This is a genomic window from Klebsiella sp. X1-16S-Nf21 (assembly GCF_002837615.1).
Taxonomy (GTDB): domain Bacteria; phylum Pseudomonadota; class Gammaproteobacteria; order Enterobacterales; family Enterobacteriaceae; genus Klebsiella; species Klebsiella variicola.
Window position 1 is genome coordinate 20,926 of sequence record NZ_PJDK01000040.1, and the last position, 26,372, is coordinate 47,297.

The 26,372-nt window shown below is 52.3% G+C and carries 33 protein-coding genes; 31 read left to right on the forward strand and 2 right to left on the reverse strand.

Features of this window, described 5'->3' with window-relative positions; all coding sequences use genetic code 11:
- The first annotated feature begins 1 nt into the window (after window position 1).
- The 19 genes from CW267_RS18120 to CW267_RS18215 all read left to right on the forward strand — a co-directional run bounded on the left by CW267_RS18120 (window position 2) and on the right by CW267_RS18215 (window position 14,316).
- Entirely contained in the window at window positions 2-1,423 is a 1,422-nt protein-coding gene (locus CW267_RS18120) for a DUF1073 domain-containing protein (RefSeq protein WP_100781090.1), read from the forward strand.
- Entirely contained in the window at window positions 1,386-2,390 is a 1,005-nt protein-coding gene (locus CW267_RS18125; protein ID WP_165787450.1) for a phage minor head protein, read from the forward strand. The genes CW267_RS18120 and CW267_RS18125 overlap by 38 nt, the downstream gene beginning before the upstream one ends.
- A gap of 40 nt (window positions 2,391-2,430) precedes the next feature.
- Entirely contained in the window at window positions 2,431-2,943 is a 513-nt protein-coding gene (locus CW267_RS18130; RefSeq protein WP_100781088.1) for a hypothetical protein, read from the forward strand.
- 72 nt (window positions 2,944-3,015) lie between these two features.
- On the forward strand, window positions 3,016-4,401 hold the full coding sequence (locus CW267_RS18135; protein ID WP_100781087.1) for a DUF2213 domain-containing protein: 1,386 nt from the start codon (window positions 3,016-3,018) through the stop codon (window positions 4,399-4,401).
- Between the two features lie 3 nt (window positions 4,402-4,404).
- Window positions 4,405-4,836, forward strand: a complete 432-nt coding sequence (locus CW267_RS18140; protein ID WP_100781086.1) for a hypothetical protein — start codon at window positions 4,405-4,407, stop codon at window positions 4,834-4,836.
- 11 nt (window positions 4,837-4,847) lie between these two features.
- Window positions 4,848-5,945 carry a major capsid protein gene (locus CW267_RS18145; protein WP_100781085.1) on the forward strand — a complete coding sequence of 366 codons (1,098 nt, stop codon included), beginning with the start codon at window positions 4,848-4,850 and terminating at the stop codon, window positions 5,943-5,945.
- A 9-nt stretch (window positions 5,946-5,954) separates the two neighbouring features.
- Entirely contained in the window at window positions 5,955-6,221 is a 267-nt protein-coding gene (locus CW267_RS18150; RefSeq protein WP_100781084.1) for a hypothetical protein, read from the forward strand.
- 2 nt (window positions 6,222-6,223) lie between these two features.
- Window positions 6,224-6,604, forward strand: a complete 381-nt coding sequence (locus tag CW267_RS18155) for a hypothetical protein (protein ID WP_100781083.1) — start codon at window positions 6,224-6,226, stop codon at window positions 6,602-6,604.
- 172 nt (window positions 6,605-6,776) lie between these two features.
- Window positions 6,777-7,139, forward strand: coding sequence for a hypothetical protein (locus CW267_RS18165; RefSeq protein ID WP_100781082.1), 363 nt, complete (start codon window positions 6,777-6,779; stop codon window positions 7,137-7,139).
- 2 nt (window positions 7,140-7,141) lie between these two features.
- A complete protein-coding gene (locus tag CW267_RS18170) occupies window positions 7,142-7,510 on the forward strand; it encodes a hypothetical protein (protein WP_100781081.1) in 369 nt (122 codons plus the stop codon).
- A complete protein-coding gene (locus tag CW267_RS18175; protein WP_061357252.1) occupies window positions 7,507-7,890 on the forward strand; it encodes a hypothetical protein in 384 nt (127 codons plus the stop codon). Before CW267_RS18170 ends, CW267_RS18175 begins: the two co-directional genes overlap by 4 nt.
- A 2-nt stretch (window positions 7,891-7,892) precedes the next feature.
- The gene (locus CW267_RS18180) at window positions 7,893-8,114 is read left to right on the forward strand and encodes a hypothetical protein (protein WP_032419302.1); all 222 of its coding nucleotides are present in this window, start codon (window positions 7,893-7,895) and stop codon (window positions 8,112-8,114) included.
- Window positions 8,115-8,173: 59 nt separating this feature from the next.
- Window positions 8,174-8,938, forward strand: coding sequence for an immunoglobulin domain-containing protein (locus CW267_RS18185; RefSeq protein ID WP_100781080.1), 765 nt, complete (start codon window positions 8,174-8,176; stop codon window positions 8,936-8,938).
- 66 nt (window positions 8,939-9,004) lie between these two features.
- Entirely contained in the window at window positions 9,005-9,709 is a 705-nt protein-coding gene (locus tag CW267_RS18190; protein WP_100781079.1) for a DUF6246 family protein, read from the forward strand.
- A 180-nt stretch (window positions 9,710-9,889) separates the two neighbouring features.
- Window positions 9,890-10,420 carry a KilA-N domain-containing protein gene (locus CW267_RS18195; RefSeq protein WP_040245553.1) on the forward strand — a complete coding sequence of 177 codons (531 nt, stop codon included), beginning with the start codon at window positions 9,890-9,892 and terminating at the stop codon, window positions 10,418-10,420.
- Window positions 10,421-10,503: 83 nt separating this feature from the next.
- A complete protein-coding gene (locus CW267_RS18200; protein WP_012967739.1) occupies window positions 10,504-11,082 on the forward strand; it encodes a hypothetical protein in 579 nt (192 codons plus the stop codon).
- A gap of 35 nt (window positions 11,083-11,117) precedes the next feature.
- A complete protein-coding gene (locus CW267_RS18205) occupies window positions 11,118-11,447 on the forward strand; it encodes a hypothetical protein (protein ID WP_012967740.1) in 330 nt (109 codons plus the stop codon).
- A gap of 42 nt (window positions 11,448-11,489) precedes the next feature.
- Window positions 11,490-14,096: a tape measure protein gene (locus CW267_RS18210; RefSeq protein WP_100781078.1), complete on the forward strand. Its 2,607-nt coding sequence runs from the start codon at window positions 11,490-11,492 to the stop codon at window positions 14,094-14,096.
- A 40-nt stretch (window positions 14,097-14,136) separates the two neighbouring features.
- The gene (locus CW267_RS18215) at window positions 14,137-14,316 is read left to right on the forward strand and encodes a hypothetical protein (RefSeq protein WP_032746671.1); all 180 of its coding nucleotides are present in this window, start codon (window positions 14,137-14,139) and stop codon (window positions 14,314-14,316) included.
- Here the strand turns inward: CW267_RS18215 and CW267_RS18220 are convergent.
- The gene (locus tag CW267_RS18220) at window positions 14,296-14,559 is read right to left on the reverse strand and encodes a DUF1883 domain-containing protein (RefSeq protein ID WP_100781077.1); all 264 of its coding nucleotides are present in this window, start codon (window positions 14,557-14,559) and stop codon (window positions 14,296-14,298) included. The genes CW267_RS18215 and CW267_RS18220 overlap by 21 nt on opposite strands.
- A gap of 113 nt (window positions 14,560-14,672) precedes the next feature.
- Between CW267_RS18220 and CW267_RS18225 the strand changes: the two genes are divergently transcribed.
- From CW267_RS18225 to CW267_RS18275, 11 genes are all read left to right on the forward strand, one after another.
- Window positions 14,673-15,149, forward strand: coding sequence for a hypothetical protein (locus tag CW267_RS18225; protein ID WP_023283377.1), 477 nt, complete (start codon window positions 14,673-14,675; stop codon window positions 15,147-15,149).
- A complete protein-coding gene (locus CW267_RS18230) occupies window positions 15,149-15,619 on the forward strand; it encodes a hypothetical protein (protein ID WP_004178860.1) in 471 nt (156 codons plus the stop codon). Before CW267_RS18225 ends, CW267_RS18230 begins: the two co-directional genes overlap by 1 nt.
- Entirely contained in the window at window positions 15,616-16,011 is a 396-nt protein-coding gene (locus CW267_RS18235) for an NlpC/P60 family protein (RefSeq protein ID WP_100781076.1), read from the forward strand. Before CW267_RS18230 ends, CW267_RS18235 begins: the two co-directional genes overlap by 4 nt.
- Window positions 15,998-18,475: a host specificity factor TipJ family phage tail protein gene (locus CW267_RS18240; protein WP_100781075.1), complete on the forward strand. Its 2,478-nt coding sequence runs from the start codon at window positions 15,998-16,000 to the stop codon at window positions 18,473-18,475. The genes CW267_RS18235 and CW267_RS18240 overlap by 14 nt, the downstream gene beginning before the upstream one ends.
- Before the next feature lie 167 nt (window positions 18,476-18,642).
- On the forward strand, window positions 18,643-20,823 hold the full coding sequence (locus tag CW267_RS30690) for a sialate O-acetylesterase (protein ID WP_413773657.1): 2,181 nt from the start codon (window positions 18,643-18,645) through the stop codon (window positions 20,821-20,823).
- A 2-nt stretch (window positions 20,824-20,825) separates the two neighbouring features.
- Window positions 20,826-21,635 carry a hypothetical protein gene (locus CW267_RS18250; RefSeq protein ID WP_100781074.1) on the forward strand — a complete coding sequence of 270 codons (810 nt, stop codon included), beginning with the start codon at window positions 20,826-20,828 and terminating at the stop codon, window positions 21,633-21,635.
- Between the two features lie 83 nt (window positions 21,636-21,718).
- Window positions 21,719-21,958, forward strand: coding sequence for a hypothetical protein (locus tag CW267_RS18255; protein ID WP_087825225.1), 240 nt, complete (start codon window positions 21,719-21,721; stop codon window positions 21,956-21,958).
- The gene (locus CW267_RS18260) at window positions 21,958-22,275 is read left to right on the forward strand and encodes a hypothetical protein (protein WP_100781073.1); all 318 of its coding nucleotides are present in this window, start codon (window positions 21,958-21,960) and stop codon (window positions 22,273-22,275) included. Before CW267_RS18255 ends, CW267_RS18260 begins: the two co-directional genes overlap by 1 nt.
- Window positions 22,276-22,762: 487 nt before the next feature.
- Entirely contained in the window at window positions 22,763-23,875 is a 1,113-nt protein-coding gene (locus CW267_RS18265; protein ID WP_100781072.1) for a ShlB/FhaC/HecB family hemolysin secretion/activation protein, read from the forward strand.
- Entirely contained in the window at window positions 23,865-24,110 is a 246-nt protein-coding gene (locus CW267_RS18270) for a hypothetical protein (protein ID WP_100040860.1), read from the forward strand. Before CW267_RS18265 ends, CW267_RS18270 begins: the two co-directional genes overlap by 11 nt.
- 26 nt (window positions 24,111-24,136) lie before the next feature.
- Window positions 24,137-24,703 carry a hemagglutinin repeat family protein gene (locus CW267_RS18275; protein ID WP_022065134.1) on the forward strand — a complete coding sequence of 189 codons (567 nt, stop codon included), beginning with the start codon at window positions 24,137-24,139 and terminating at the stop codon, window positions 24,701-24,703.
- A gap of 284 nt (window positions 24,704-24,987) precedes the next feature.
- Here the strand turns inward: CW267_RS18275 and CW267_RS18285 are convergent, their stop codons facing one another.
- A complete protein-coding gene (locus CW267_RS18285) occupies window positions 24,988-25,527 on the reverse strand; it encodes a hypothetical protein (protein ID WP_012968793.1) in 540 nt (179 codons plus the stop codon).
- Between the two features lie 371 nt (window positions 25,528-25,898).
- Between CW267_RS18285 and uraH the strand changes: the two genes are divergently transcribed.
- Window positions 25,899-26,300 (forward strand): hydroxyisourate hydrolase, encoded by a 402-nt coding sequence (gene uraH / locus CW267_RS18290; protein ID WP_100781071.1) that lies wholly within the window; start codon window positions 25,899-25,901, stop codon window positions 26,298-26,300.
- Window positions 26,301-26,372 lie beyond the last annotated feature (72 nt).

The window sequence follows — 26,372 nt, forward strand, 5'->3', positions numbered from 1 at the left end:
AGTGAGTGAATTAAGCACCGGGGAGCAATTCCTCGTTAATGCCCTTGCTGATGCAATTGGGCGCCAGCGCATGCTCTACGCAGGGCGTAATGGCAACGTCAAGCGGACCAAATTATGGGACGAGTTCGGCTACCCTGACGCTCTGACGTTCGACAATTTCTATCGCCAGTATCGCCGCGGCTCTACCGGTTTTGCAGCTGTCCATAAATTGCTGGATTCCTGCTGGATGGACAGGCCGACCATCATCGATGGTGATGAAGACAGGGAGTCGACCAAAACTACGCCATGGGAAAAGTCAGTTACCAAACTGATGAAAAAGCACTGGGCGAAAATTAAAGACGCTGACCGCCGCAATATGGTTGGGCGTTACTCAGCACTTCTGATTCAGGTGAAAGATAATCGAGACTGGAGTGAGCCTGTTGATGTGGCACTGGTCCAGAGGCTAGGTAGTGCTGCACTGGTTAAACTGATCCCGGCATGGGAGCCGCAAGTCAAACCTGGCAACCTTGATATTGATACCTGGTCGGAAACCTACGGGCAGCCCGTCAGCTATCAGTTTAATGAACAACCGATAGGCGACGAGGGCACGTATAGCAGCCCTCGTTCGGTTCAGGTGCATCCTGATCGTATCATTCTGCTCTGTGAAGGCTCAGAGGATGAGAATATCCTGTCGGGAATCCCGCTTCTTGAGGCCGGCTACAATGACCTCCTCGATATTGAGAAGACGAAAGGCGGTAGTGCTGAGGGGTTTCTGAAGAACGCCAGTCGTCAACTGGCGATGGAGTTCGACGCCGCCACCCAAATTGACACGCTCATCAAGCAAGCCAAGGATGCTGGATATAACAACCTTGGTGATGCGATGAATGACAAGGTGAATAAGCTTAACCGCGGTACGGATGCTGCAATAGCAATGCAGGCAGGGAAGGCGAGCGTTCTTTCTGTTGCGGCAGCTGATCCGACACCAACGTGGACGGTTTCTGCAAACTCATTCGCGTCGACGATTCAGTGTCCGTTTAACATCCTGTTTGGCAAGCAGACAGGCAACCTTGCTTCAGAGGAGGATAAAACCGCGTGGGCCAATCGTTGCAATACGCGACGCTGGGGCTTTATGTCTGATGTCATTACGCGAGTGATAGAGCGATTCTGGACTATTGGTATTATCGAACCTCCCGCATCGGGCGAGGTCACCTTGGCGTGGTCTGACTTGCTCGCTCCCAGTGAGAAAGAAAAGCTCGCGAATATGGCGACTATGGCTGATGTTGCCCAGAAAACTCAGCAAGCCTACGGCACCCCTGTGGTCGATGAGAACGAGGTAAGGGCAGTCGGTGAGCTTGAACCTCGCAAAGAGGTTGCTCAGCCAGACCCAAACAACAAGGTGACAACCGATGATCCTCTTTCCGATGACCCTGGAGCAAAAGAGTAAAGTCGGCACGCCGATAATCCCCCGCAGCAAAGTCGACCCCACGCAATCAGCCAGGCCGGTTAGCAGGATGTTTCAGGATATCGAAGGCCGGTATCTGGATATTAAGCGTCGTTTGAAAATGGTGTTTGACCAGCGTCTGACTGGCCGACAGCGGGAGGTTAACGGCGATCGTTCATGGCTGATGTGCAATAATGAAGGTGCTGAGCCGTCGCTCTACCAGGTTAACTCCGGCACCTACATTTATGACATGACGGCGGCGCAGTTAGCCGACCTTCTCCAGATTGTGCAAACGATTCTGGACGATGCCCTGCTGGATGGCGGCAGCCAAAACCTCTGGGCGCTTGATTATGTCGTCGCAGAGTATGAGCGAGGAACGCAGCAGGCCTTCACGAATCTGTCGGTACAGTCGCCGGTTTACGCCAGCCAGACGACGCTGCAGCAGTTGCTTTCCAGTCCAGCGTATCAGAATCAGATCGCTGCTGCTTACATCAGCACGTACAGCGACTGGAAGGGGACAAGCGACGCCGTGCGGGCCGATCTCGCTAACGTCATTGCCGACGCAATAGGCCGCGGCATAAACCCCCGAGAAACAGCCAGCATCGTCAGCAAGCGCCTTGATGTCTCGATGTCGAAGGCCAAGACCATCGCTCAGACTGAGCAGGTCGGCGCGCTGCGCCAGGCGCAATGGAACGAAACGGACTGGGCGGCGGATCGGCTTGGGCTGAATACCGGCCTTCTGTGGCTGTCGGCGCTCAAACCGACGACCCGGTGGTGGCATGCCGCCGAACACGGAAAGGTCAAAACGACTGAGTGGGTCAGGGAGTTCTATTCTCGCGATGGCAACAAATATCGATGTTATTGCTCCCAGATTCCGGTCCTGCTCAACGACGACGGCAGAATTTTCAACAAAGGTCTGGCTGAACGTCTGGCAAAAGAGCGCGATCAATGGAAAGAAGATTCCAATTAGTGCTTAATAGCATCATCATAATTTTCATGGAATCAAGCTGATGAGTGTTACCCCACAAGAAGTAGGCTCTTTTTTTCTAACTCTTGTTGTTCCGATTACAACAGGGGTGGTTGCCGCCTGGTTTACTGCAAGCTTTGCTTTAAATCGCTTCTACCATGAGAAATGGTGGGAGAAGAAACACTCATCATATAACCAGTTAATTGATAATTTATTTGAAATTAAGGCCATTTATAAAAAAGCAAATAAATTTTACGAAAGATGCTACAAAGCCCAAATTAATAATAGGCCTGAACCAGAGGGTGATTTTGACTGGCGTAGGTTTTATGAAGTGAGCGCGCAAATTCATCGATTCTACGCTATAGCACCGATCTCCCTTAGCCATAACACCCGCTTACTACTTGCTGACTTCTTTAAGAATGAGTCAGATTCTGATTATAGCGTTTATGAAGAAGGATACCCGGACTTCGTTGCGTACGATGACATGTCCAGGGCAACACAAAAACTTATTGATGCGATAGTTCTTGATGCTAAAACTGAGCTTAAATTCAAATAAATCTAACTGAGTAAAAACAGGTCGCCACGGCGGCCTTTTTTATTGCCTGAAATCCACCAATGAGGACCCAGCATGAAACGCAACCGCGTTAACGTGCTGACCGTCGTCAACTCCGCTTCAAACATCACTACTGAAACCATCGACGGCAAGCCACATATCGTGGTTCGCGGCATCACGCCTGTCGTGGACGATATTGTGATGAACCGGAAGTTGTACCCGGCAGCAGAAATCGAAAAGGCCTACAACACGCTGGAGCGCAACCCGATGCCGCTGGGCCACCCGAAGGTGGACGGCAAGCATGTGTCTGCTCGCGATGTCCGGGCGGTGAATAACTACCACGTCGGCGCATGGCTCCAGAACGTCAGCCACAAAGACGGAAAAGTCAGCGGCGATATGTATATCGATCGCCAGTACGCCGAATCCAGTGAGAAGGGCAAGCGCCTGATTAACCGCCTGGACGAGATGATCGCCGGCACTAACTCTGAACCTATCCACATCTCAACCGGCCTGCTGTATTCCGGCATCGCCGCCAACGGCGAGTCTAAAGGCAAAAAGTACAACGAAATTGCCACCAACATGATGTTTGACCATGTCGCGGTATTGCTCGATGAGCCGGGCGCCGGAACGCCATCTGAAGGCGTAGGCATCTTCGTGAACTCTGAAGGCGAAGAGGTGGAGATCGAAGTTGCTCGTCTTTCTGAAGCCGCTGACTGCACCCGCGAAGGCCTGCTCAACAAAACGAGATTCTTCTTTACCAACGCCTCGAACTTCTCTTTCGACGATATCCAGCGCGCCATCAGCGACAAGCTTCACGAAGGCCGTGCTGATGATAAGTGGCTCTGGCCCGAATCGGTATGGCCGGACAGCTTCATCTACCGCGATGAAGCCAAGTATTTCAAACAGAAGTACCTCATCGATGATGACGGCAAAGCCGTATTCGTCGGCGAACCTGTAGAAGTCGTGCGCAAACCCATTGAGTACGAGATTAAAACCAACGGAGAGAAAGATCCGATGAAAGAACTGATTATCAATGCGCTCCTAGCCGCGGGTAAGCCGACTGAAGGCAAGTCCGATGCCGAACTGATGGACGCTTACAACCAGTTAGCGGCAGAGAAGGCGGCAGCAAAGAAAGAAGGCGAGGACGAAATCGACCCCGCCACCGGCAAGCCTAAGAAAAAAGAGCAGGCCAGCAACAGCGAAGAAGCGCCGGCATGGTTTAAGCCATTCGCTGACGATCTCGCCGCGGTTAAGTCTGGCCTTACCGCCAACTCCGACAAAGAGAAGGGCGAAAAACGCGCGGTCGTAAAAGCGAAATTCGGGCTGGACGACCTCGCGGTGAATGCTCTCGACGGCGCCGCACTTGATGGCCTGTTTGCTCAGTGCCAGACCTCTACCGGCCTGAATGGTGCATTCCGCCAGGTCAACAACAACGATTCTTTCAGCGAAATGCCGGAGTAAAAAATGGCTAAAGACGGGAAACACGTAATTCACGCGGGTGGTATTTTCCCCAACCCGCAACTTAATCGTGAAGGTTCTGCGACCGCGGCGTTTTTGCCGGGTACCGTTATTTTCTTCAGCGCAGCCAAGCCGACACCCTCTGTTGACGGCACTGAAGACGCGATTCTCTACGTCGCTAACTACGACTATCTGCGCTGCAAAACGGTTGATGATGCCTACGCGATCGATGACTGGGTGGTAAACATCCAGCCAACGCCGGGCGTTTTCCTCAACGTTCGCGCTGCCGCTGGTACTTACACCAAGGGCCAGCCGGTTTCCGTGGCTAATGGCCGCATCAAAGCACTGGCAGCAGATGAAACCATCTTTGCCTATGTCGAAGAAGACAAGTCCCTGACCGCCGCTGCAGGCGATCTGGTTCGCGTCGTGTTCAAGTAAGGAGAGACTGAATGTTTGTATTTTCCACCCGACGCGCGACTGAGACGGGCAACCTTGAAGCCAACCAGGCGCAGTTTAACGAGCTGCAAATGGCGCGCAACATGAGTGCTCAGGCCGTTGCTGATTTTGTATCCCGCACCCGCTGGCGTGGTGATGCGGCGAACACACCGGCGCTGGACGCGACGAACGCTGTCGACGATATCCGTCGACTGTATCGCGCTTACGACCAGACTGTGCTGGCTGAGTTTGAGCCCGCCACTGAATTCACTCTGCTTAACGACCTGATCCCGCTGTCCCGCTCTGTCCGTCTTGAAGAGTCAGTGTACGAGTACGCTCGCACCGGCGGCCGCGGCTGGGCGCACACCTCTATGTCCGGACAGATTGGTGCGGCGCTGGATGCGCGCGCGTACACCTTCGACGGTACGATGGTTCCGATCCACGATTCTGGATTCAAATTCCAGTGGCGTGACCCGATTTTCAACAAAGGCTCCGCTCTGGCTTCTCTGGCCGACGCTCAGCGCGGTTCTGTTGATGATGTTCGACGTCAGTACGTGGATTACGTCTTCAATGGCTTCCGTGATTCCGCTGGCAATTATATCGCCTTTGATGGCAAGACCTGGAAGGGCGTTAAAGCCGATGAGCGCGTACAGGTTGTCGATCTCAGTGCTTCCGGCCTGAATATCGACTTCACCAGCGCCAGCGCAACGGCGGAGCAAATTCGCAACGCGGCCATCGCGCTGCGTGACGTGATGAAGCTGACCAACCTGCAGTATGCGCAGCAGACCTGGTACGTTTCCGGGCAGATCATCACTAACCTGGAACGCTACTTCAGCGATAACTACCAGTCCGACACCATTCTGCTGGAGCTGTTGAAGCTCTCCGGTATTGCTGCCATCAAAGAAGATGCGCAGTTGACCGGTAACCAGATCCTGATTGTTCCTCTGACTGCGGGTGTTATCGCTCCGATTGTTGGTCAGGCCGTCGGTACTGTTGCTGACCCACGTCAGTTCTACAACAGCGACTACGTCTGGCGCACCTGGGGTGCGATGGGCCTGATGGTTAAGACTGACATCAACAATCGCAAATCCGTTATCTACGCACACAGCTAAGGGGCATTTATGGCACTGGTAAAAGTGGTTCGAGACAACCTGCTTTCCGGTGCCAATCTCCAGAAGCTGGAGGTTGGCGCGCAGGTCTCGGTAAACGGTGATGTCGCTAAACGTTGGGCGGCCGCCGGTCTGGTTGAAATCATTAGTGATGAAGATCAGGTACTGGAAGTGGCTACGCCTGTCGATGATGCTGCAGAGCAGGCAGAGCAGGCAGAGCAGGCAGAGCAGGCAGAGCAGCAGGATGAATCTGCTGCTAAAACGAAAAAGGCGAAATAACCATGGCTGACCCAATCACAGCGGCAGACGTGCAGGCGTTCCTCGGTGAATTGGGTTACACCATCCCGGGCGCGCTGCTGGATCCGATTCTCTGCGTGGTGAACAAGATTATTCCGTGCCTAGATGGCGCGGGGTATGACGAGTGCACCGCGAAGCTGATTCTGATGTACGCCGCCGCGCTTATGGCGACGTCCTCCGGCGCCCGCCGCATCAAATCACAGGGCGCTCCGTCCGGCGCGTCCCGCTCATTCGACTACGGAGACGACGGCATCACCTGGCTGCGTGACTCTCTGGCGAAACTGGATACCAGTGGCTGCACCAGTGAACTCCCGATCAGCGCCGGCAACAGTGTGGGGCTGTTCATGGTGGTCGGGGGCTGCTAATGGCGTGGGTTTCAGTTCAGCAACGGCTGCCGCGGACGTTTACCCGGGTATGGGTGATCACCGATGCCGGCCAGCAAACCACAGCATATGTGAAAAGCGACGGCGAGTGGTTCATTAACTGCGACCGCATACGCGCCACAGGCGCCGTTGTGCTGCGATGGAGGGATGACTGATGTCGTCTATAGCTTCGTGGTCTTACACCGCGACGGCGACAATCTGGCGGCGCATACGCGATGCCGACGGTAGCGATACCGACGGCGGAGGTCAGCCGTATGGGTGGGAAGCGCCGATCGCTATCCTCTGCGACTACCAGGGCGGACTCTCTGCAAAAATCGGTGACCTTGGCCGGGAGCTCGTTGTTAAAAACACGATATGGACCGAGTACGCAACGGCGCGGGAAGGGGATTACATCCTGATTGGCGTGTCGACCGATGCAGCACCGCCGGATGAGGCCGACGAGATACGGCAGATCGTCCAGTTCGCAGATACGTTCGAGCGACTGGCGGACGATTTCGCACTGATTACGGGAGTCTGATTATGGGCGTTAAAGTTCGCGGCATCCGCCAGGCCAAGGCCAACCTCGATCGCATCATCAAAGACGTCCAGGGGCGTAAAGTCGTGCGAGCAATCCAGTCTGCGATGCTTATTGGCAGCGCGCAGGCCGCGCTTTACACCCCGATCGATACGTCGACGCTCATCAACAGCCAAGCCAGGGAAATCACTGTTAACGGAACGCTCGTCACCGGTCGTGTAATCTATTCGGCTAACTATGCGGTTTATGTTCACGACCCGGCAGTGAAACAGAACTTCACGCGAGCAACGGCCCGCAAGGAGTTCTTAACGAAGGGCTTCGAAGATACCCGCAGCCAGATTGACGCGGTAGTGAAGAAGGAGCTTTCGCTATGACCCCTCCCATGTACATGCGCCTCAAAGACCTGTTTGTGGATGAGGGGCTTACCGCGGGGTTTAAGGTCCAGTGGCGGCAATGGCGCGACACCGGGAAAGATACCGATCAGTTCATCGTGTTCCGGTCTTCCGGCGGTACCGATATCACCTTTGACCTCGGCGGCGACTGGTATGTGATGGTTGATGTGATCTCCTCGAAGGCGAATCCCGATGCTGCGGACGCCGCGGTAAACGCCATTGTCGAGTATATCAGCGCGCAATCCGGCGCCGATGATTGCGTAGGCGCGCTACGGCTTGTCGGCAATGTCCCGGCGCCGATCCCCACCGAAGAGGGCCGATTAGTAACCCGGCTGCTCGTATCCTGCACTTACGGGGAGTAAACATGATTTATCCCTTCGATGCATCCTATGCACAGAAAGTGCTGAGAATTCATTACGAATATGCGGATGTTATTGCTCGCAAGAGAGAAAGGCTCGCTGCAAGAACAGCAGGGCTAATTGCTCACGACCGAATACTCGCAATGGCGGAAAAAGACACTGCTAATGCAGCACATCGCAGAGAGCTTTCTTCAGACGCTTTGCGGATTGAAGCCAGAGCGGCTTAACCCGCCAGAATCATCCATCAGGCTGCCATATGGCGGCCTTTTTTAATTGAGAGGCATACATGCAAGGCTGCGCTAATGACACCGGCAAGCTGATTGGTAAGGTGGCCGTGCTCCGCATGGCTTTTGGCTGTGCTGATACGGTACCAGCGCTTTCCGAATGGAAGCGACTCGGCGCCATGACCACCAAGGGCTTTGACTACTCCATGAATACCGTCACCTCTGAGGCTGACGATACGAAAGGTCTGGTTGAGAACCTGGTCAACAACATGGACTTCACCATCTCCGGCGAAGGTGAGTTCCGCAAGAAAGACAAGACGACGGAAGTTGGCGCTATTGCCATCTCGAAATATATTTTCGATGAAGTGCAGGCCGGCCGGCAGCCGTCTGTCTGGGTTCGCTTCGACTTAACTGGTGAAGACGCTGGCACTTATATCATGGGCTACTTCAACACCACCTCCTGGTCTGGTGATTTCGGCACCTCGGATATTTCCACCTTCTCCGGAGAGTGGAAAGTAGCTGATGCAGACACCGTGGTATTTGAGGTCGCCCCGCCGGCGCTGGCGTTCACCACCAACCTGCCGACGACCAAGAGCGTGACGGCCGGATCGGCTCTGACTATGTCTGTAGTGGTTGAGGGTGGTGCAGCGCCTTATACCTACGTCTGGAAGAAAGACGGCACGGTTGTCAGCGGTCAAACAACGGCGACCTTCAACAAGGCCAGCGCTGTTTCTGGTGATGCCGGGGTTTATACCTGTGAAGTCACCGATTCTTCCGCGACACCAGTCAAGATCACGTCTGCATCTTGCACGGTCACTATCAGTTAACCCCCAGGCCATTCGTGAATAGTACAAAGGGCGTTCTGCGCCCTTGATACTGTTTATGGAGCGACTATGACCCCGATTAAAGAATTAGGCGAATGCGTTATCGGTACCGGTGACCGGGAATTCTTTTTCCGGCCGTCGTTTCGCAACATGGCGCGAATCGGTGAGCCCGAGGAGATTGTTCAGGCGTTCTATGACCTGTGCAATGACGAGGCGACGCCATTCGCGCAGCGCGCAGCTGAGGCCTATATCCGCGATGAGTACAGCCGCCTTCCTGATTGCATCCTTCGGTTTATGCAAAGCGGGCTCCTGTCACGAAAAGCGATCATGGCTGCTCACACGGTACTGACAGCCTGCTGTGACGACGATATCGGCGATCTGGTTGGCTGGATGAAACCGGGGAAATCACGTAAGCGTGGCTTTGTATGGCGCCCGGGCAGCATGCCGCCGGAAAGTATGGTCATCGTCGCGCAAAACCTGATGATGCACGGCATCATCGGCAAAGCGAAGGTGCGCAAGCTGCAGCGTTACGAAACGAATGAGACAACAGCAGAATTCCGCGCAGCCGACTACATCATGGCGGCCCGCAACCATTTCGGTATAAGCCGGGAAGAGGCTGAGAACCTCACGATGACAGAGTTCGCCATGATGATTAACGCCAAATACCCAAATCAGAACGGCTTCACGCGCGAAGAGTACGACACGGTCATGGACGAAGACGATCGCCGCTGGCAGGCGATGATGGAGCAGGAACGAGCCCGTAAAACCAAATAAACCAGCCTCGGCATAGTCCGGGGCTTTTTTATACCCGCAACAAATCGCGCATTCGCGTGCGCTTCTTTCAGCAAGAGCTTTCCGTAGTGTGAGTCTGAGACAGGGCGGTGGATTTCATCGTTCCGCTCTTGGCTGCCCATGTCTACGCGAACAGGCTCGCACCACAGAAAGGTAAATACGATGAAATATCCAACCGTATCAGTGAACGGCGTCTCCGTTCGTGTCGATGGCGATGGTCGCTATAACTTCAACGATCTTCATGCTGCGGCAGTAGCAAAAGGGGAGGCAACTGAGTCGCAGAGGCCCAGTAAATTCCTCCGCAGCGCTCAGGTTAAAAGATTCATCAAAGCATTGCAGTCCAAAGCCCAAAAAAGTGCTTTGGAACAAATTCAACCACTTAAGGTAGTTAAGGGTGGGGATGAGCCTGGTGTCTGGGGAGTGGAGCTGCTTGCCATTCGCTATGCAGCATGGATTAAGCCCGAGTTCGAAATCGAGGTGTATGAGGTATTTCGGACGGTTGTTCGTATGGGCATTGGAGCAATGTCCCGCCTGAACAAAATCGATCATATCATCAACACTGAAACCAAAGCGATTAGCCAGTGTGCTAGCCAGATGGCGAAATGGGGAGTCGGTGGACGTAAGCAATTGCTCCATGCTGCGCGCGATCGTGCTGCCGATGAAGTTCAGCTGTACTTGCCCGGCATTGCTTAGCCATTTTTAAGCCAAGATGGAGCACTTTGTCGTTCTCTCCTATCCCTGCTAATCTGTCGAAAACAAAGCGGTGGGGATAGGTGATGAAGCTAGAAAGGGGGAGCGAGCTTTCCGATGGAAGAGTGCTCTACTGGATGGAGCATTTCTGCATCAATTGCGTGCCAAGCCAAAATGGCGAATGGCATGTAGGGCATTTTGATCGAGCTGAATATGAAACCCTGCGGGAGAATACGGTAGCTCTCCTAAAAAACGAAGAGTTTCAGTTCATGGTAAGGGTAGGAAGTGGATTTTCTGTAAAAGCCTGGTGTGTTTCTCTCAATGGGACTTTTGTGTTCAGTGTTCACCGTGATCCTGATGGGATCATGGCAGCTATCATTGTACTTAATGCTCAACAAAAAGAAGTATTCAGGCTAACTACTACGACCCATCTAACCTCATGTTCCCTATCTGAGTTTGCCGAATATTTGGCGCTATCCTTTTATGGCTCTTCAAAAGGAAGAGAGCCTTATGAGAATAAATTAGAGGTATTCAACTTAAAAACAGGTGAGGTGATTACATCTATCGACAAGGATAACGAGCTTAGGCATGCGGAAGTAATAGTTACAGAGCCAGCGGGCAATGTCGTCGCCTTTTATAAGGGAAAGAGTTTTAAAGTTTGCTAGGATTATGCTCATCTTTTATAGAGGGAGGGGAAGGTGTGAAAAAGGTCGTGTTTTCAGTCATAGCTCTAATGTCATTTAGTGCAGTTTCCGCGACAACAATAAGCATTCCAACTGATTCGAAAGCCAAATACACCATCATTGATAAAAGCTTAAATGGTTCCATGGCAACCATCACGACCATGAGAGAGGGGCCATCAGGGACATCCTACTCACAGCGCCTGTATGACTGCACATCGTGGACGGTGAAGTATCTTGGTGATGGAGACACGCTGGAACAAATGAAAGCATCCAAGCCTGACGAAGGCATGTCACCAATAGTTGATAATTCAATAGCGTATTATATAGGCCAACGGGCCTGTAAATAACCAAACCCGCTACGGCGGGTTTTTTTATGCCCGGAGTATGCGATGGCAGAGAAAGCAGGTGAAATTTATTATGACATTGAGGCTAACGTATCCGGCCTGATCCAGGCGCAGCAGCAGGTTAATAAGCGTCTTGACCAAATGGACGCCAAGTTTGAGCAATCATCACGATCTGCCGGGCGATTCGAAGGTGCTTTAAATAAAGTTGGCGTTGCCATTGCAGCAGCTTTCACCATTGATGCAGCGAAGAAGATTATCGCCATCGGCGACGAGATGGTTACGCTCCAGGCGAGGATAGCCAGACTAAGCCCCAGCATTGACGTGGCCAAAGAAACACTTGCTTCCCTGTCTGCAATCGCAGCTCAAACAGGTAATAGCCTGTCAGAGACTGAGAGGTTATGGGAATCACTGACGACAGCGCTAAAGGAGACTGGCGCCACTAACTCGCAAATTCTCGGGTTGACATCGACACTGCAAAAAATTGGCACGATCGGTGGGTCCTCTACTGAGGAAATGGCAAACGCATTGCGGCAGTTCGGCCAGTCTATTTCTGGCGGTATCGTCCGTGCTGAAGAGTTCAACTCTATTCTTGAGCAGATGCCTGAACTTGCGCGCCAGATTGCAGCGGGGCTGGGGATATCAATCGGCGATCTTCGCAAGAAAATGCTGGAAGGTAAACTGACGGCTCAGGATGCCCTGAACGCCATTCAACGTCAGTCGCAGTCGGTCAATGAAGAGTTCGATAAAATGCCGGTCAGCATTGATCGCGCAAAGAACAGCCTCGATGTTGCCTTCAAAAATGCCATTAACGACCTGAACCAGGCAATAGGCCTGACTACGACCCTTGCAGGATTGATGCAGAGCGTCGCGGATAACCTCAATTACTACAACAACAATGTCGGCGATTCTTCAAGAATGCCGAAGCTGATCAAGCTCCAGCAGGATCTGAACAATGAGCTGAAAGACGGCCAGAGATGGTATGAAACTGACTCAATTTTTCAGGCCAGAAGGGCGCAGGCAGCAGTACAGTTGAAGCAGATCGAGGGGGAGATAGCCCACATTCGAGCAAAGGCTCAGAAGGACGCCGGAAGCAACCAGTTTAATGCGCCGCCGACCAAAGGCGATGACGCCGCAACCAAGAAGCTGGTTCAAAACTCTGAACGCCGGCTTGCGTTGGCCAAACTTGAGGGTGAGGCGCGAGCCAGGCTTCAGGCCCAATATGATGCAGCTGATGCTGGGGTGACCGATCCGAAGCGAATCAAAGCGCTGCAGGACGAATACGCCGAAACCTATCGGGTTACGGAGGCTAGGAAGGAAAGCGACAAAGCCGGGAAGCAGTCGGCGTCTACCGCAGATTCTATTGCCCAAAAACTCGAAAACCTTCGCCAGCAGTCTGAGCTTGCAGCGGACTCAACTCAGGAATTGAGCCGTGAGCAGGCGATATTGCGTGCGCAGCAGTCTCTCGGTAAATCAGCTACTCAGGCTCAAATCCAGGAAGCAGGCAAATACGCAGCAGCCGCATGGGATGCAGCCGCAGCGGCGAAGGGGGTAACAGAGGCGCTTAATGCCATTCCGGAACAGGCTGAGAATAAATCCTACGCTGAATCCATGCAGAACCTGAAAGCGGCGCTGAACGCCGGGAAGATTGATCTGCAGGAGTACAACGCAGCCACTGAGCAGATGGAGCAGCAGCATCAGGCCAACCTTGCCAAAATACGCTCGCAGCAGGTGGTTAACCCCACCCAGCAGGCACTTGCAGAAGTTGACCCGGTGCAGCAATTGGCCAACCAGCACGCGCAGGAGCTGGCGCTGATTCAGCAGTTCGAGCAGCAAGGGGTTCTCGCTCATGAGAATGCCTTGGCGCTGAAAAATGCCGCTGACCGGCAATATGAGCAGCAGCGGATCGCAGCTCAATGGGAAATACTCAGCCAGCAAAGCCTCGGCTATAACATGCTGACGAGTGCGGTGGATGCGTTTAGCGGGAATGCCTCCAATGCAATCACCGGCCTGCTAACTGGCACAATGTCAGCGCAGGAGGCGATGCGGTCGCTTGGGAATACCATCCTGAACAGCGTGATCAATAGCATTGTCCAGGTTGGCGTCGAAGCGCTGAAAAACTACATCCTCGGTCAGACGCTCGGCGCCGCATCGGTGGCGACATCAGTCGGACTGGCGGCAACTACCGCATCGGCCTGGGCTCCGGCGGCCGCGATGGCATCGCTCGCCTCATTCGGTGCTAACGCTGGCCCGGCTGCAGCTGGTATCAGTTCGACTGTGGGACTGGCTAACGGGCTTGCGCTTGCCGGCGCTCGCTACAACGGCGGTCCGGTAAGTGCCGGCGGCCTGTACCAGGTCGGCGAGAAAGGCAAGCCAGAGATTTACCAGGCCAGCACCGGCAAGCAGTACATGATCCCCGGCGATAACGGGAAGGTCATCAGCAATAAGGATATGCAGTCAGGAGGAGGGATAAGCGTGCAGGTGAACGTCATCAACCAGTCTACCGGCGCCACCGTCCAGAGTGCCGACGGCTACATGCAGGACGGTAGTGCAGTTGTGGACTTGCTGATCACCGACATGGAAAGAGGCGGCCCGGTATCCTCTCAGATGCAGCAGACATTTGGACTAAGCCGCAAAGCGCAAGCCACTTACTAAACCAAGCCCGCTCCGGCGGGTTTTTTAATGGGTGAACATAATGAAAGTAGCAATCGAAGTTAATGGCGAGGTTATCTGGTACCGCGACAGCGATAAACAGGAGGGGATGGCGTCGGTAGGTTATTTAAGGGACGGCACACAGCAGAAGATCATTGCCGCCCTTGAAGAATCCCTATTTCAGGCAAAAGGTCAGCTAAATTTACCGGATGATATTGATTGAGTACTGGATATTAGCTCGATGGCCGGGAGGAAGGGCCAGCACGACATTCCAGTAGCCAGAGTGAGGAACAGCTATATTAGCGGGAAATCTAGTGTAAAACCCTCCGTAATATGTGCATTGCCGCCCCGAACGATACTTAGAGTAATTGGTATCATCCAGAACCAGTACGTTAACTTGATGAGAGCAATGAACGCTGATGACATCGCCATGATCAGCATGTTCTCTGCTGTGAATGTAAGACATATGACCTCTCTTGCTGTGTGTGAAAAATACACAGTATCAGCGAGATACATTTAGTAACATCCTGATAAAAGATCAGTGCCGCAGCAGCGGCATTTTTTATGCCCGGAGGAAACGTGGCAACAGTTCAATACCCTCCGTTCCTGCCGCTTCCCCAGCGCGCCGATCAGAACATGACGCAGGATACAGCCTGGCAGACGACGCAGACGGCAGTCGGTCCATTGATAATCACGCCGATTACTACTGACTTGAAAGCAACCTGGACGCTGCAGTGGATATTCACGCTTGCCCAGGCCGAGCGGTTTAAGTCGTGGCTGCGCTCGCCGACGTACTGTGACCGCGGGCGCAACTGGTTTCAGATGCCGATCGACCTGGGTGATACGCAGGGCGTTCAGCAGCAGACTCTGCATTTCGTCGACATGCCGGTGCAGACCAGCAAAAACGGCAACATTGTCACCTGGACCGCAACGGTCATCAGCAACGGTATCGAGGACATTACTGAGGACTACGACGACTGGATTGTTGAGGCTCAGCCTGGCTATGGATACTGGCTGGATTACCTGATTACCGAAGTTATGCCGAGGGCCGACTGATGCCGACATTGAGAGAGTGGAAGGAGCGCCGGCCGGCGAGCGATATCAAACAGACGGTGGAATTTTATCATCCTGCGTTTGGTTATTACCGGGTGGTCAATAACCTGTTTCGCCCGGCGACGTTTGGCGGCAACTCATTCGAGCCTGCGCGGTTCAGCGTAACAGAACCGGCGCAGGACGGAACGGCAGTGATATCCATGACGATTACCTTTGTCGCTGCGACGGAGCATGTCCGGCAGACACTGAAAAGCTGGCGCGGGGCGGCGCGTATGACGCCGATAAAGTGCCTGTATCAGCAGTGGAATGCGATCGGTGACACTACATCCCTGAAAGACTGGACGCTGTATGTGAACGACATTTCCGCCGATGCCAGCAACGTCACCGTGACCGCCGGAAAGACTAACCCGCTGACGCTGGCCAACTCCATCATTTACACCACGAAAGACTATCCCGGGCTAATCACCGTATGACACAGAGCGACTTTATCGGGCTTGTTAACGGCAAGCCCTGGGCTAATCGCGCCTGCAGTTTTGAGCAGATGGACTGCTGGGGCCTGGTGGTTCTCTATTACCGGCATGTTCTCGGCCTAGAGCTGCATCACATCGCCGGCTACGAATCGGGCGCGGATTTCATCACCTGCTACGAACAGGAGCGCGCCCACTGGCGGCGTGTGCCGGTGGCGGCCACTGGATGCATCGCCGTTTTTTACCGCGGCGAAGTGCCGGCGCATATCGGTGTGATGATCAGCCCGGTTAAGTGCCTGCATGCCCGCGGCGAATTCGGCTTCGCACGCTGCGACAGCCCGCTGGCGCTTCTTAAGGTTTACAGCCGCGTGGAGTACATGATCTATGGTTCGATATGAGTTACAGAGGCTGCCCGGCGCGCCGCTGCAACGGGGGACGGTAGATGCAGGCACCACACTGGTGAGCCTGCTGGATTCCCTGCAGTTGCACCGCGATGTTATCGTGAAACTGAATGGCCGAGCGCTGCCTGACGATTACGATATCAGCCGGCCAATGCGATCTGGTGACGTCGTGGCTGTGTTCGACCAGCCAGAGGGCGGGGTAGGCAAACTCATTACCACGATATTGCGTCCGGTCACGAAAATCCTCTCCGGCGCGCTGAAGGTGTTCGGCCTGTCAAATAAGCCCAGCGCGTCAGTATCGGTGGCGACAGGCGAATCCCCCAATAATGATCTGACCGGCCAGACCAATCGGGCGAGGCTGTACAAGGGGAGGCCGAATATTTACGGGCAATGCCGCGTCTTTCCTGATCTGATTCAGGAGGCATTGTTCGAGTTCGTCGACAATAACAAGCAACTCACGGAGTGGTTTGAAGTCGGTTACGGCCGGTACACCATTTCCTCGATCCGCTACTCGGAATCGAATCTCGGCAGCCTGGCGGGTGCCAGTTCTGCGATTTATAACCCTGGTGATGTGATCGGCACGATTGAAGTCGGGTATCAGTTCGATGACGTCGATAACGAAACTGTCCCCGGCCTGAACGAAAGCCAGGACTTCCCGGCCCAGACAGCTACCACGACGGCGCCGACATCAGTGGCGATAGAGAGTAATCAGCTCAAAGCCATTGTGCTGTCGAACGATGATAACTTTGCCTACTTTGCGGCGCTGGCGGTACCTCATCCCGTGTCATTCGTCATTAACGCTACCTGGAACGACGGCGGAACAAGCGTCACACGCAACGTCACCGGTGCCGGGAACATCATCTCCTCTGAGAGCTTTATCGGAGATGACACGCTGTCGTACACGACGTTTTATATCGGCGAGCTCTCCGGAGAAATTACGTCTCTGCCGGGCAATGCGGTTATCAACTCGACTCTGTTCACGCTGAATGACCAGACACCCCTTGTTATCGGGCCGTCAGTGTCGCCGATCGTCTCGACGCAGGTCTGGGTGCATGTGTTGGTTCAGCTCGGCGCGACGGCCGGCACAACGCAATACCGGATCAAGTTCTGGCAGGTCGATGACGACAACAATCAGGTGCCTGGTACGTCAGAGCAGCACGATTATTTCTTTGATAACGACTTTCAGGTGACAACCCGGTATTTCCGCACAACGCACAAGTTTGTCCCGGCTGCCGGGGCGGGGCGCTATGCGGTCACCATCGAGCGCCTCGACAACAGCAATGACGCTAACGTCGTGACGCTGATGGCGATCCATGCGGTAAACGTGCGCGAAAACGTCGTTTATCCGGAAGACACGATTGCCCGCATCACGATTAAGGGGTCGAACGACAGCAACAGCAACCGCGAGCAGAAGTACAACATGCTGGCGCAGCGGCATACCATCAGCTATGACCGTGCAACCGGCGCGGTCGATTACACGCTGCGGCCGAGTCGCTCGTTTGCTGATGCAATCCTGCATGAGTGGGTGGTTGTCGGTAAACAGGACGTGGCCAGTATTGACGTCGCTGCTCTGTATGCCATTGCCGATTCGCTGCCGGATGAGGCGCTTGGGTATTTCGATTACACCTTCTCGGATGAGAAGCAGCCGCTGGGTGAGCGCATAGCGACGATCGCCAATGTGGCCCGCGTTGACGGCAATAACATCGGCGATGTGCTGACGTTCTGGCGTGATGAGAAAGTGACAAATCCCGATGCGGTATTTGCGCGCTCAAACATGTTCTGGGACGAGTACAAAGTCGCCTGGCAAATGTCTCTGCCTGGTGGTTATGACGGCGTGGCGCTGGACTACGTCGACCCGCTGACGAACAAGAAGGCGTACATCTACCTGCAGATCGACAGCAGCGGCATCACTGAGGTTGAGGATGCTACCGTTAACGCGATGCAGATCAGCCTGGATGGCTGCCGCAACGCCACTCAGGCAACCGATCGGGCCTGGCTTGAGGCGAGAAAAATCCTTTACTCACGCCTGACCATGACGGTGAAAGTGCTGGAGGAGACTCAGGTCGTACGCGGTACGGTGGTTCAGTGTCCGGACATGTACGACAACGCGCAGCAAACGGGATACATCACCGGACGCTCCGGGGATGTGTTCTCGACGTCAGAGCGTATCGACTTTTCTCTCGGCGATATGTGGGTGGTGATGACCGACAGCCTCGGCAATTACCGCGGGCGCTGGCGAGCTTATCCGGTAAGCGGCAAGCCCAAAGCATTTCAGGCTGCAGCCGATACCTTCGATCTGAACATTTATGACCGCGAAAATGTGCAAAACCCCAGCCGTTATTTCATTGCTACCGACTCGGAACTGAACTCCACAATCTGGCGCGTCGATAGCGCCAAACCTAACGGTGACGATACTCAAACCCTCTCACTCACTGAGTATTCAGACTCGATTTATCCGTAACACACAGCAGTAATTACCAACCTTCGCGCACACCATCAGGTTCATATCTGAGGGCTTCGTGCGCCTTTTATAGGGCGACATGCACAATGGCAGAAGTACCGTTACCAACTCCAACCGACAACCAGGTACCAAGTACTGATATTCGGGATGCAGTTTATGCCGGCGCCATGCTGGATAAGGTTGTCACCAGTACAGAGCTGACATACACCGATCGCCTCGGCGGTGAGCACTACACCGTAGATGGAATTAAGGCGGAAGGGGATAAAGTTGTCGAAGAAACGCGGCAGAACCTGATCCCTCTCAGCCGGCAGTATATGACGCTGGCTGATGCTCAGGCAGACATAGCGAATATCCCGGTGGGTTCTACCACGTATTACCGCAGCCCTGACGATAGCGCGCTGGCTATTGAAGTTATTAATAACGGAGGGACCCTGGAACCTACCGGGAGGGAAATGCCGTCACAGGCTGCAGTTGATGAGGCAAAAGGGAAAGCCGATTCTGTAGCAGAAAGCATTTATCAAAATGGAGACAGTGAAACTCTTGTTGATTTTTGCGATCAGGATGGTTATTCAGCCGCCAAAGTTTCAATGGATGAGAATGGGGTAGGGTTTAAAACAAGCAAAGTATCTCTTATGCCTGAGTTGCTTGAAAATGCCATTTTTTCTTTTTTCAAAGTTACAGAGGATGGGTTTTCTGTTCAGGATGAGGATGGACGCATTCTCGCTAGCTTCAATAATGGAGTGGCTAAAGGTTTAGGTATCACAGTTAAATATGACTGGATACAGCAAATTGTCTCTATGCTTGGGAATAATATTGGCATTGAGTCAAGTGCCATTAGTTTCTATGTTGATGGGAATAGCGCTGACATTATTACAATGCAGGACCCTGATGGGATTGTTTTTCTCAGGTTAACTAAAGACTTCAAACTCCAGACGAAAATTAGAGTTGAAGGTGAGGTTTCAGGCACCGATTCTGTAGCAAGAATAGCTAACAACTCTCTGTCTCTGGTTGCCGGGGCTATGCGTCAGCGTTATTATCTGACACAGATGCCGACAGCAGATATAAACATCTATATTGTTTATGGTCAGTCTTTTTCTGTCGGAACGAATAGCCAGGTTCCTCTCTCTGTATTGAACATGTTCGGGAACCTGATGCTTGGCAATTCTCCGAGAGGCTCTAATTACGTTAGCGGCACGACATCAGATCAGTTTGGCCCGGTAGGAAACAGCAATCTCAATAATTTAATTGAGGTGCGACAGCTAGATGATGGCACTCTCAGCCCTTCATCCGGTAGTTTCGGTGAAACCCCGCTTTCTGGCTGGCTTAACTTCGGTAAGTTGCTGCATAACCAGCGGTTGATGGTCGATAATGATTCTACGCGAATTTTTGCCGGGGCATGCTGCGGTGTAGGCGGAAAGACCATCGCGCAGCTCAGTAAAGGAGCGACTCCCAACTTCTATAATCACGTAATTACCGCGCTTCAGGCTATTAAAACCGCAGCAGATGCTGCAGGAAAGACATCGCGCTTTTGTGGCTTCATGTGGATGCAGGGCGAGAACGATGGCTCAACGGCGTACGATGCATATATGACTGCATTGAATACGCTCTATAACAACATTTGCACGGATGGGATGGCTATTTTTGGTCAGACATTGCCACCGCACTGGTATAACTATCAACTTGGTGGCACGTATACCTCTGATTCAAATTCAATGGCGGTGTCTCGCGCCCTTCTTGATTTCTGCGACAATAATCCAGGGTTAGCGACATTTGTTAATCCGGTGGGGCATTTGCCTAAACCAGTGAATACTGATGGCAACGATAACCACATGTTCGCTAATTCATATCGCTGGTTCGGTTGCGATGCAGGCAAGGTTATGGATTTAGTGCAAAGGGGATGCGGCAGGCCGGTATTCCGCATGCGTGAGGCTATTTTTAGCGAAGATACGGTTAACATAGCTTTTTCGGTTCCCGTCCCTCCAGTTAAATTTACTCCCGGATATGTAGGAAATGTGGCAACAAGTTTTGCTGATAAAGGTTTTACTATAAAAGATGCGCAGGGGGTTTTGCATGGTTCAGATTTGACCGTGACATTAGCTTCTGACGTTGTAGTTAAAATTGTCGCATCAAGAAAACTGGTTGCTCCGGTAAATATTTGGCTTGGAGATAAAACCTATCATTCTGGCGTTCACAATATCGCTGATAGTGACGACTCATTATCAACATATAAATGGGAGCTGGTAACCGGCTCGCCAGCAGCAGAATCAATTTCTGAACTAAATGGTAAACCGTACGCACTGCAAAACTGGTGCGGCGCTGACATTATTACAGCTACTGAAGAGGCCTAAAAATGGGTGCAGTAATTATTGGAAAAAATGTAAATGCTCAGTCTTTTTCAATGGGCATTAATGTTCCTGTTATGGATGGCCTTCAGGGCGTGTGGTTTGGTGGCTCTAAAGGATTATGGGTAAACCAGGTGGCTGGCGGAGTCCAGCCCACCATTGTAGGAACACCAAATCACGTAACGGAATATAGTTCCCAGTTGTCATTAACCAATTATATCGACACTAATATTGCTGAGATGGCAAATCCAACAATGATTGTTGTTGCCAAAATATATGCCCCTCAAACTGTTCGCCTGCCGTTGTTTACCAACTTTAACAACGTTATTACCGAAAGCGGCAACTCGGTTACGGCGCAAGGCTGCGGGCTCGTATTTGAGGCCGTCGGCACGCAGCAGATGGTTGGCGCATCCTATACCGGCGTTGCCGGAACCGCATCGAACGCTAACTCTGCGGTATTGACTGCAGAATCTGGACTTCCAACTTCTCTTGCGGCGGCAGATAACACCTGGTGGAGGGCTATTTTGGGGAAAATTGACGGGACGGGTGTTTCAGGAACCACCGGCAACCGTTATGTAAAAAACCTCACCAAGAGCACGCAGGCTTCACAGGCACTGGTATCGGGTAACGTTCGTGACCTGCGCAACACTGCCACTCTCCGTATTGGTACGCGTGGACCATCTGGGACTACGGTAGCAACAACGGAGATCATGCTGGCAATGCTTTGGAACAGAGCGCTGACGAATGCTGAAGAGGCATCCATGTATGCCTACATTAAGGAATATGCGTCACGCCCGGGCCGAGGCATAACTGTTTAACGCATGACGGTTGTTAGCCTGCTTGATCTGCTTCTTGTTTAAAACTACTGTATATAAAAACAGTATTTATCGGAGGGCAGATCATGCTTCGACAGTCAGACATCGCCGCGGCTTTCCGCGAGTCCATTTTGCGCAGTTCCAAGGGGTTCCAGTACCTTCACACCCGCGACTTCGTTACCGCGCTTCGCCGGCGCGGCATCCATTTTTCCGAGGTGGAGGCTAACGCCTGGATCGCTCGCGAGCAGTCTTACTTCATCGATAAAACGGCAGAGCATAGTGAAAACCGCCTGTGGATGATGGCCAACATGGGGAGGGTTCTGTAATGGGCTTTCCATCACCCGCGACGGACTACACGGAACAGCGATTAACGGTTAACTCGATCTGCAATGTCGGTCCAAATACGCTCGTCTTCGAGCAATCTGGTGGTTACGTTGTGCTGGATATCTCCCTGAAGCCAAAGCAGGGTAGTCAGGTTCTGATCCAGCACGGCGGCGGCACGGAACTTGCCACGCTGAGAGGAAAGGCACTGATTACCGAAGATGGCGAAGCGATCGAGGGCGAGGCCCTGGACGATGTTACTGTCATCGGGGTCGTGACATTTACTATCTGCGATGTTCGCCAGGACAATGCGGTTGTTTAGTTGCTGTCAGCTCGTGGCTGCTGTGTCGTAGATGTGGCGTGACAGGAATGCGCGATAAAGACAGGGATGTACCCAAACGACACGAAACGACACAAAACCGGATGCGAACGCGGAAAACATGTGTGATTACAGTGTGTTATTTAACGCTCTACTTTCTTCTAAGCCGTAGGTCACAGGTTCGAATCCTGTAGGGCGTGCCATTCAATATCAGCTTCTAATCCTCTTGCTGCTTTTTCGTACCGGACACCATTTTCCCTATCCTGTAACCTGGCTGTGCTATTGCGGTTGAAAAACATATTTCAAATACGTTTTAATACATTCGTTATTTTTCCTCTGCCGTCTATTTTTCTGCGCAAAAGTCATTATCCTAAAAACGATCCTCATTCATTATTTCATGTTCACATACCGTAAGTTTCATGCTTAAATCCGCGCAACATATAATGGAATATGTTTTTGCACTGCACGTTAAGTAATAACGAGAACACGGATGAAATCTCTGTATTTGGCTCTGGGACTAATGACGCTGAGTCTGACCACCCACGCCGCTTTTTTATCGCCAGCCGATCGCGACAGCATTGAGCAACAGCAGCAACAATTACTGCGTCAGAACCAGCAGCAACGTGAATCGCTGGAGCGCGCCACGCCCAGCCTTCACGCGGCGATGCCTGCGCAGGCTGAAGCCTCTGATGGTCCCTGTTTTTCTATCCATCGCATCGCGTTAGATGGCGCGACGCTTATTGATCCGCGTCAGCAGCAAAAAATAGTCCAGCCCTGGCTTGGGCAGTGCATGGATATTGCGCGTATTACTAAACTCGTAAATATTATTTCCGACTGGTATATCAGTCGGGGATATATTACCAGCCGCGTTTTTCTGACCGAGCAGGATTTACGTTCCGGGGTATTACATCTGACTATTCTTGAAGGAAAGCTCGAAAAAATCACCATGGAAGGGGCGGCTAAACGTGAGTTAACAATGGCGTTTCCAGGGCTGGAAGGCCATATTCTTAACCTGCGTGATATCGAACAGGGGATGGAGCAGATTAACCGCACGCGCGCGACGCCTGTGCAAATTGAAATCCAGCCGGGCGAAAAACCTGGCGGCTCCATCGTTAACCTGACGGCGACAGCGGAGCGCCCACTTTTGTTGTCGATGAGCGTCGACAACAGCGGCCAGAAGAGTACAGGTAACTCTGTTGTTGCTGGCTGGATAAACGTTGCAAGCATAGGGAATGGCTTATGGGGAACAGTGGGCTGGAATGCAGCCGGTGGCGCGCTAACCAATCAGATCAACGGTGACAATCCTTTAACAGGAGCAATTACTAATGGTCTGGGTTCTGCTGGCGGTTACTGGGGAGGCAAACTAATCTCTTCAGGCACAAATGCGGCTGGTAAATGGCTAACCGGCGGCTGGGATCCTAAGTTTAATCCTGACCTGCTGGAATATACCGAAATTAAAGGTCAACTGGGGATCCCTAAGGAGATGTTGCCTGGTAAGCTTCCAGGCAATATGGGTAATATTGGAGCTTCAGTAATATCAGAGGGAGGCGGTAAAGGAGCTGAACAGGTAATAAAAAAAATAGGAGATAAAAATGAAAAATGATCTCCGAGTTAGATGTGTTCAGTCTCTATTTCTCTTAGCTGCTACGATTTTATTCATGATCGCATTATCTGTATGCGGAAAGATTTTTTTTTCGTTGTTACTGTGGCTGCTTGGCGATGGTTTTAATACAACTTGGCAAGATGTTTTGCACGGAGCAAAATTAGGACTTTATGGTGGAAGCATTGGAGGCATTGGACTCGCATTATTCCGCCTTTTTAAAGTAAAGGGATTTTAATCTATGTCGAAAAGATCCCAGCCTTTGTGGTTGGGATTGTTGTTGAGACTAACTCGCTGAGTCTGCCAAAAGGGATGACGGAAACCGGACAGGCAGCCACATCCTGGGTGAAGTATGCGCAGGACAACAATCTTTCGCCGGAGCAGGTACAGGCCGGGTTAAAGGATATCGTACGCGGCGACTTGCCGGAAAGCGCGGATATTATCAAAACCATCCTGAGTAATAACCCGGGCTCGGATACGGTAATGGCGTTGCTGACAGCGGAAGAGGCGAAGGATTACGCGCTGGCTCTGCTGACGTCAATCCCGGCAGAAAAAGCGTTATCGTTAGTGGGTAAAGCAGCCGGTATTATTGATAACACAATACTGATTAGAGCAGCGGAGAAGATCTCGACGGCTAAGCCGGGTAAACAATTTACAGCGCCGAGGGATTTGAATGAGCAAACGTTCTGGAAACAGGTTGAATCAAATCCTTCACAAGGCAATAAGTTGCGGGATATGAATAATGATCCCAGATTTCCTGCTTCTGCTGGATTTCAGAAAATGGAGGCGACGCATTATCTGCCTGGTGATAACCAGCCTGCGGTGCAATGACCACTACGACAACACGCAGAACAGCCTCAGTGGTGGCCTGGGCTACACCTTCGGCGCCGGGTCGTGGTCAGGGGAGCCTAATTGTCAGCCGCGACAAAATGACCAGTGATAACCAGAAGCAGGACGTAGCTGGCCTAAGCCGTGATGCGGAACACACCAGCGGCAGTTTAAGCCCAGTCTCCGACAAGGAGAAAGCGTAGCGGCGCCTGATATAAATCCAGGTGATCGGTGATTTTGCCGCTATCCCATTCTTTCAACATCTACAAACTGAGCGCTGATATACCTTACGTATTTGAAGGTATCGGATACTTCAGCTCGATCTGCGGCGCATCGCTTAGCCGCCGGCCAGATTTTGCCATCAGGTATCCGGCGATTTCTTCAGGCGTCAAATCGACATGAAGCATGTCTTTATCCTGAAACCATTCATCTGGCCAGTAGATAAGGTCGGATGGATTGGCATCAAAGTTTTTCTCCAGCACTCCCAGCGCGTAGCTTTGTTCAGATTCCTTACCTTCGGCCTGACACACAAACTGGATGATCTGAATCAGCTCATCCCAGGTTAAATCCGCCACATATTTTTCTTGATTAAATGCCATCCGGGTGAAGTCTTTTGCACTGGTCCATGAAGAGAAGTCCCGGAAATCAGAGAATGCATATGGGTTAATGACCTGACTATTCCAGCTATCTATCAACATTTTCAATCCGGCATCTTCTTCCTTGGCCCCATTATCAATTTGCGACAGTATCTCTTCGGCCATGTCCGCTAGCTGTTGCAGTTTCTGGCGGTTTACTTTGGCTGGTTGCAGACGATCGGGTAATGGCATCGGGTTAGTCCTTGTAAAATTGAGCGTATTAGTGACAAGCTATGAGCCCATCCTGGTCAAACATTTATCCAAAGTCTATATACAATCAATCCCTCTTCTGACAACGATCGGCTCACGGTATAAGCATCAGCGACAGGTCCCGGACGTTCGTTACCCGCCGTCCGGAAAAGGTCTGCTTTTCAAGATGAAAAGATCATATCTGTTAGCCGACTTTCCCTGTGCAGAAGGCCGTTTATGGCCTGTTTCAGCGCACATCCAGTTGCGCCTTTCCCCGCCGAATAACCGCAATCTGATAACAAAAAGTTTAATTTTTTTCCCCGCCGCGCTGACTATAGTTAGGGCACTTTCACTTGCCCAATAAGGTCACGATTATGAAATTAGTTATCGCCTCCGTAATTTCCCTGCTCAGCTTCAGTGCGCTGGCGGCGCCAGAGGGGACGCTCAGCGTACACATTCTTAATCAGCAAACCGGGCTCCCTTCACCGGGGGTGCAGATTGAGCTGGATAAACAGCAGGGGGAGAGCTGGCAGCATATCGCCACCGGTAAAACGGATGCCGATGGGCGGATTAAATCGCTCTATCCGCAGGCGGAGAATATGGAGCCGGGGGTTTATAAAGTGACGTTTAAAACCGGTAACTATTTTAAAAGCCAAAACATGAATACGTTCTTCCCGGTGGTCCCGGTTATTTTCAATGTCACAAAGCAAAATCAAAAACTGCATATCCCGCTGCTGCTCAGTCAGTACGGATACTCTACCTACCGCGGCAGCTGATGACGCAAGCCGCTATCCAGCCAACGCCTGCGCGTCTCCCGCAGGCGTCACGTTTTCCTCGCACCACGATGT

What these genes read in the sequence shown, in the direction of transcription:
- CW267_RS18230 (WP_004178860.1), top strand. Translation starts at nt 15,149, where the DNA reads ATGCCGACATTGAGAGAGTGGAAGGAGCGCCGGCCGGCGAGCGATATC.
- CW267_RS18150 (WP_100781084.1), top strand. Translation starts at nt 5,955, where the DNA reads ATGGCACTGGTAAAAGTGGTTCGAGACAACCTGCTTTCCGGTGCCAAT.
- CW267_RS18140 (WP_100781086.1), top strand. Translation starts at nt 4,405, where the DNA reads ATGGCTAAAGACGGGAAACACGTAATTCACGCGGGTGGTATTTTCCCC.
- CW267_RS18200 (WP_012967739.1), top strand. Translation starts at nt 10,504, where the DNA reads ATGAAGCTAGAAAGGGGGAGCGAGCTTTCCGATGGAAGAGTGCTCTAC.
- CW267_RS18285 (WP_012968793.1), bottom strand. Translation starts at nt 25,527, where the DNA reads ATGCCATTACCCGATCGTCTGCAACCAGCCAAAGTAAACCGCCAGAAA.
- CW267_RS18265 (WP_100781072.1), top strand. Translation starts at nt 22,763, where the DNA reads ATGAAATCTCTGTATTTGGCTCTGGGACTAATGACGCTGAGTCTGACC.
- CW267_RS18220 (WP_100781077.1), bottom strand. Translation starts at nt 14,559, where the DNA reads ATGTCTTACATTCACAGCAGAGAACATGCTGATCATGGCGATGTCATC.
- CW267_RS18260 (WP_100781073.1), top strand. Translation starts at nt 21,958, where the DNA reads ATGGGCTTTCCATCACCCGCGACGGACTACACGGAACAGCGATTAACG.
- CW267_RS18270 (WP_100040860.1), top strand. Translation starts at nt 23,865, where the DNA reads ATGAAAAATGATCTCCGAGTTAGATGTGTTCAGTCTCTATTTCTCTTA.
- CW267_RS18125 (WP_165787450.1), top strand. Translation starts at nt 1,386, where the DNA reads ATGATCCTCTTTCCGATGACCCTGGAGCAAAAGAGTAAAGTCGGCACG.
- CW267_RS18165 (WP_100781082.1), top strand. Translation starts at nt 6,777, where the DNA reads ATGTCGTCTATAGCTTCGTGGTCTTACACCGCGACGGCGACAATCTGG.
- CW267_RS18175 (WP_061357252.1), top strand. Translation starts at nt 7,507, where the DNA reads ATGACCCCTCCCATGTACATGCGCCTCAAAGACCTGTTTGTGGATGAG.
- CW267_RS30690 (WP_413773657.1), top strand. Translation starts at nt 18,643, where the DNA reads ATGCTGGATAAGGTTGTCACCAGTACAGAGCTGACATACACCGATCGC.
- CW267_RS18185 (WP_100781080.1), top strand. Translation starts at nt 8,174, where the DNA reads ATGCAAGGCTGCGCTAATGACACCGGCAAGCTGATTGGTAAGGTGGCC.
- CW267_RS18135 (WP_100781087.1), top strand. Translation starts at nt 3,016, where the DNA reads ATGAAACGCAACCGCGTTAACGTGCTGACCGTCGTCAACTCCGCTTCA.
- CW267_RS18180 (WP_032419302.1), top strand. Translation starts at nt 7,893, where the DNA reads ATGATTTATCCCTTCGATGCATCCTATGCACAGAAAGTGCTGAGAATT.
- CW267_RS18250 (WP_100781074.1), top strand. Translation starts at nt 20,826, where the DNA reads ATGGGTGCAGTAATTATTGGAAAAAATGTAAATGCTCAGTCTTTTTCA.
- CW267_RS18240 (WP_100781075.1), top strand. Translation starts at nt 15,998, where the DNA reads ATGGTTCGATATGAGTTACAGAGGCTGCCCGGCGCGCCGCTGCAACGG.
- CW267_RS18190 (WP_100781079.1), top strand. Translation starts at nt 9,005, where the DNA reads ATGACCCCGATTAAAGAATTAGGCGAATGCGTTATCGGTACCGGTGAC.
- CW267_RS18235 (WP_100781076.1), top strand. Translation starts at nt 15,616, where the DNA reads ATGACACAGAGCGACTTTATCGGGCTTGTTAACGGCAAGCCCTGGGCT.
- CW267_RS18155 (WP_100781083.1), top strand. Translation starts at nt 6,224, where the DNA reads ATGGCTGACCCAATCACAGCGGCAGACGTGCAGGCGTTCCTCGGTGAA.
- CW267_RS18215 (WP_032746671.1), top strand. Translation starts at nt 14,137, where the DNA reads ATGAAAGTAGCAATCGAAGTTAATGGCGAGGTTATCTGGTACCGCGAC.
- CW267_RS18195 (WP_040245553.1), top strand. Translation starts at nt 9,890, where the DNA reads ATGAAATATCCAACCGTATCAGTGAACGGCGTCTCCGTTCGTGTCGAT.
- CW267_RS18210 (WP_100781078.1), top strand. Translation starts at nt 11,490, where the DNA reads ATGGCAGAGAAAGCAGGTGAAATTTATTATGACATTGAGGCTAACGTA.
- CW267_RS18255 (WP_087825225.1), top strand. Translation starts at nt 21,719, where the DNA reads ATGCTTCGACAGTCAGACATCGCCGCGGCTTTCCGCGAGTCCATTTTG.
- CW267_RS18170 (WP_100781081.1), top strand. Translation starts at nt 7,142, where the DNA reads ATGGGCGTTAAAGTTCGCGGCATCCGCCAGGCCAAGGCCAACCTCGAT.
- uraH (WP_100781071.1), top strand. Translation starts at nt 25,899, where the DNA reads ATGAAATTAGTTATCGCCTCCGTAATTTCCCTGCTCAGCTTCAGTGCG.
- CW267_RS18145 (WP_100781085.1), top strand. Translation starts at nt 4,848, where the DNA reads ATGTTTGTATTTTCCACCCGACGCGCGACTGAGACGGGCAACCTTGAA.
- CW267_RS18130 (WP_100781088.1), top strand. Translation starts at nt 2,431, where the DNA reads ATGAGTGTTACCCCACAAGAAGTAGGCTCTTTTTTTCTAACTCTTGTT.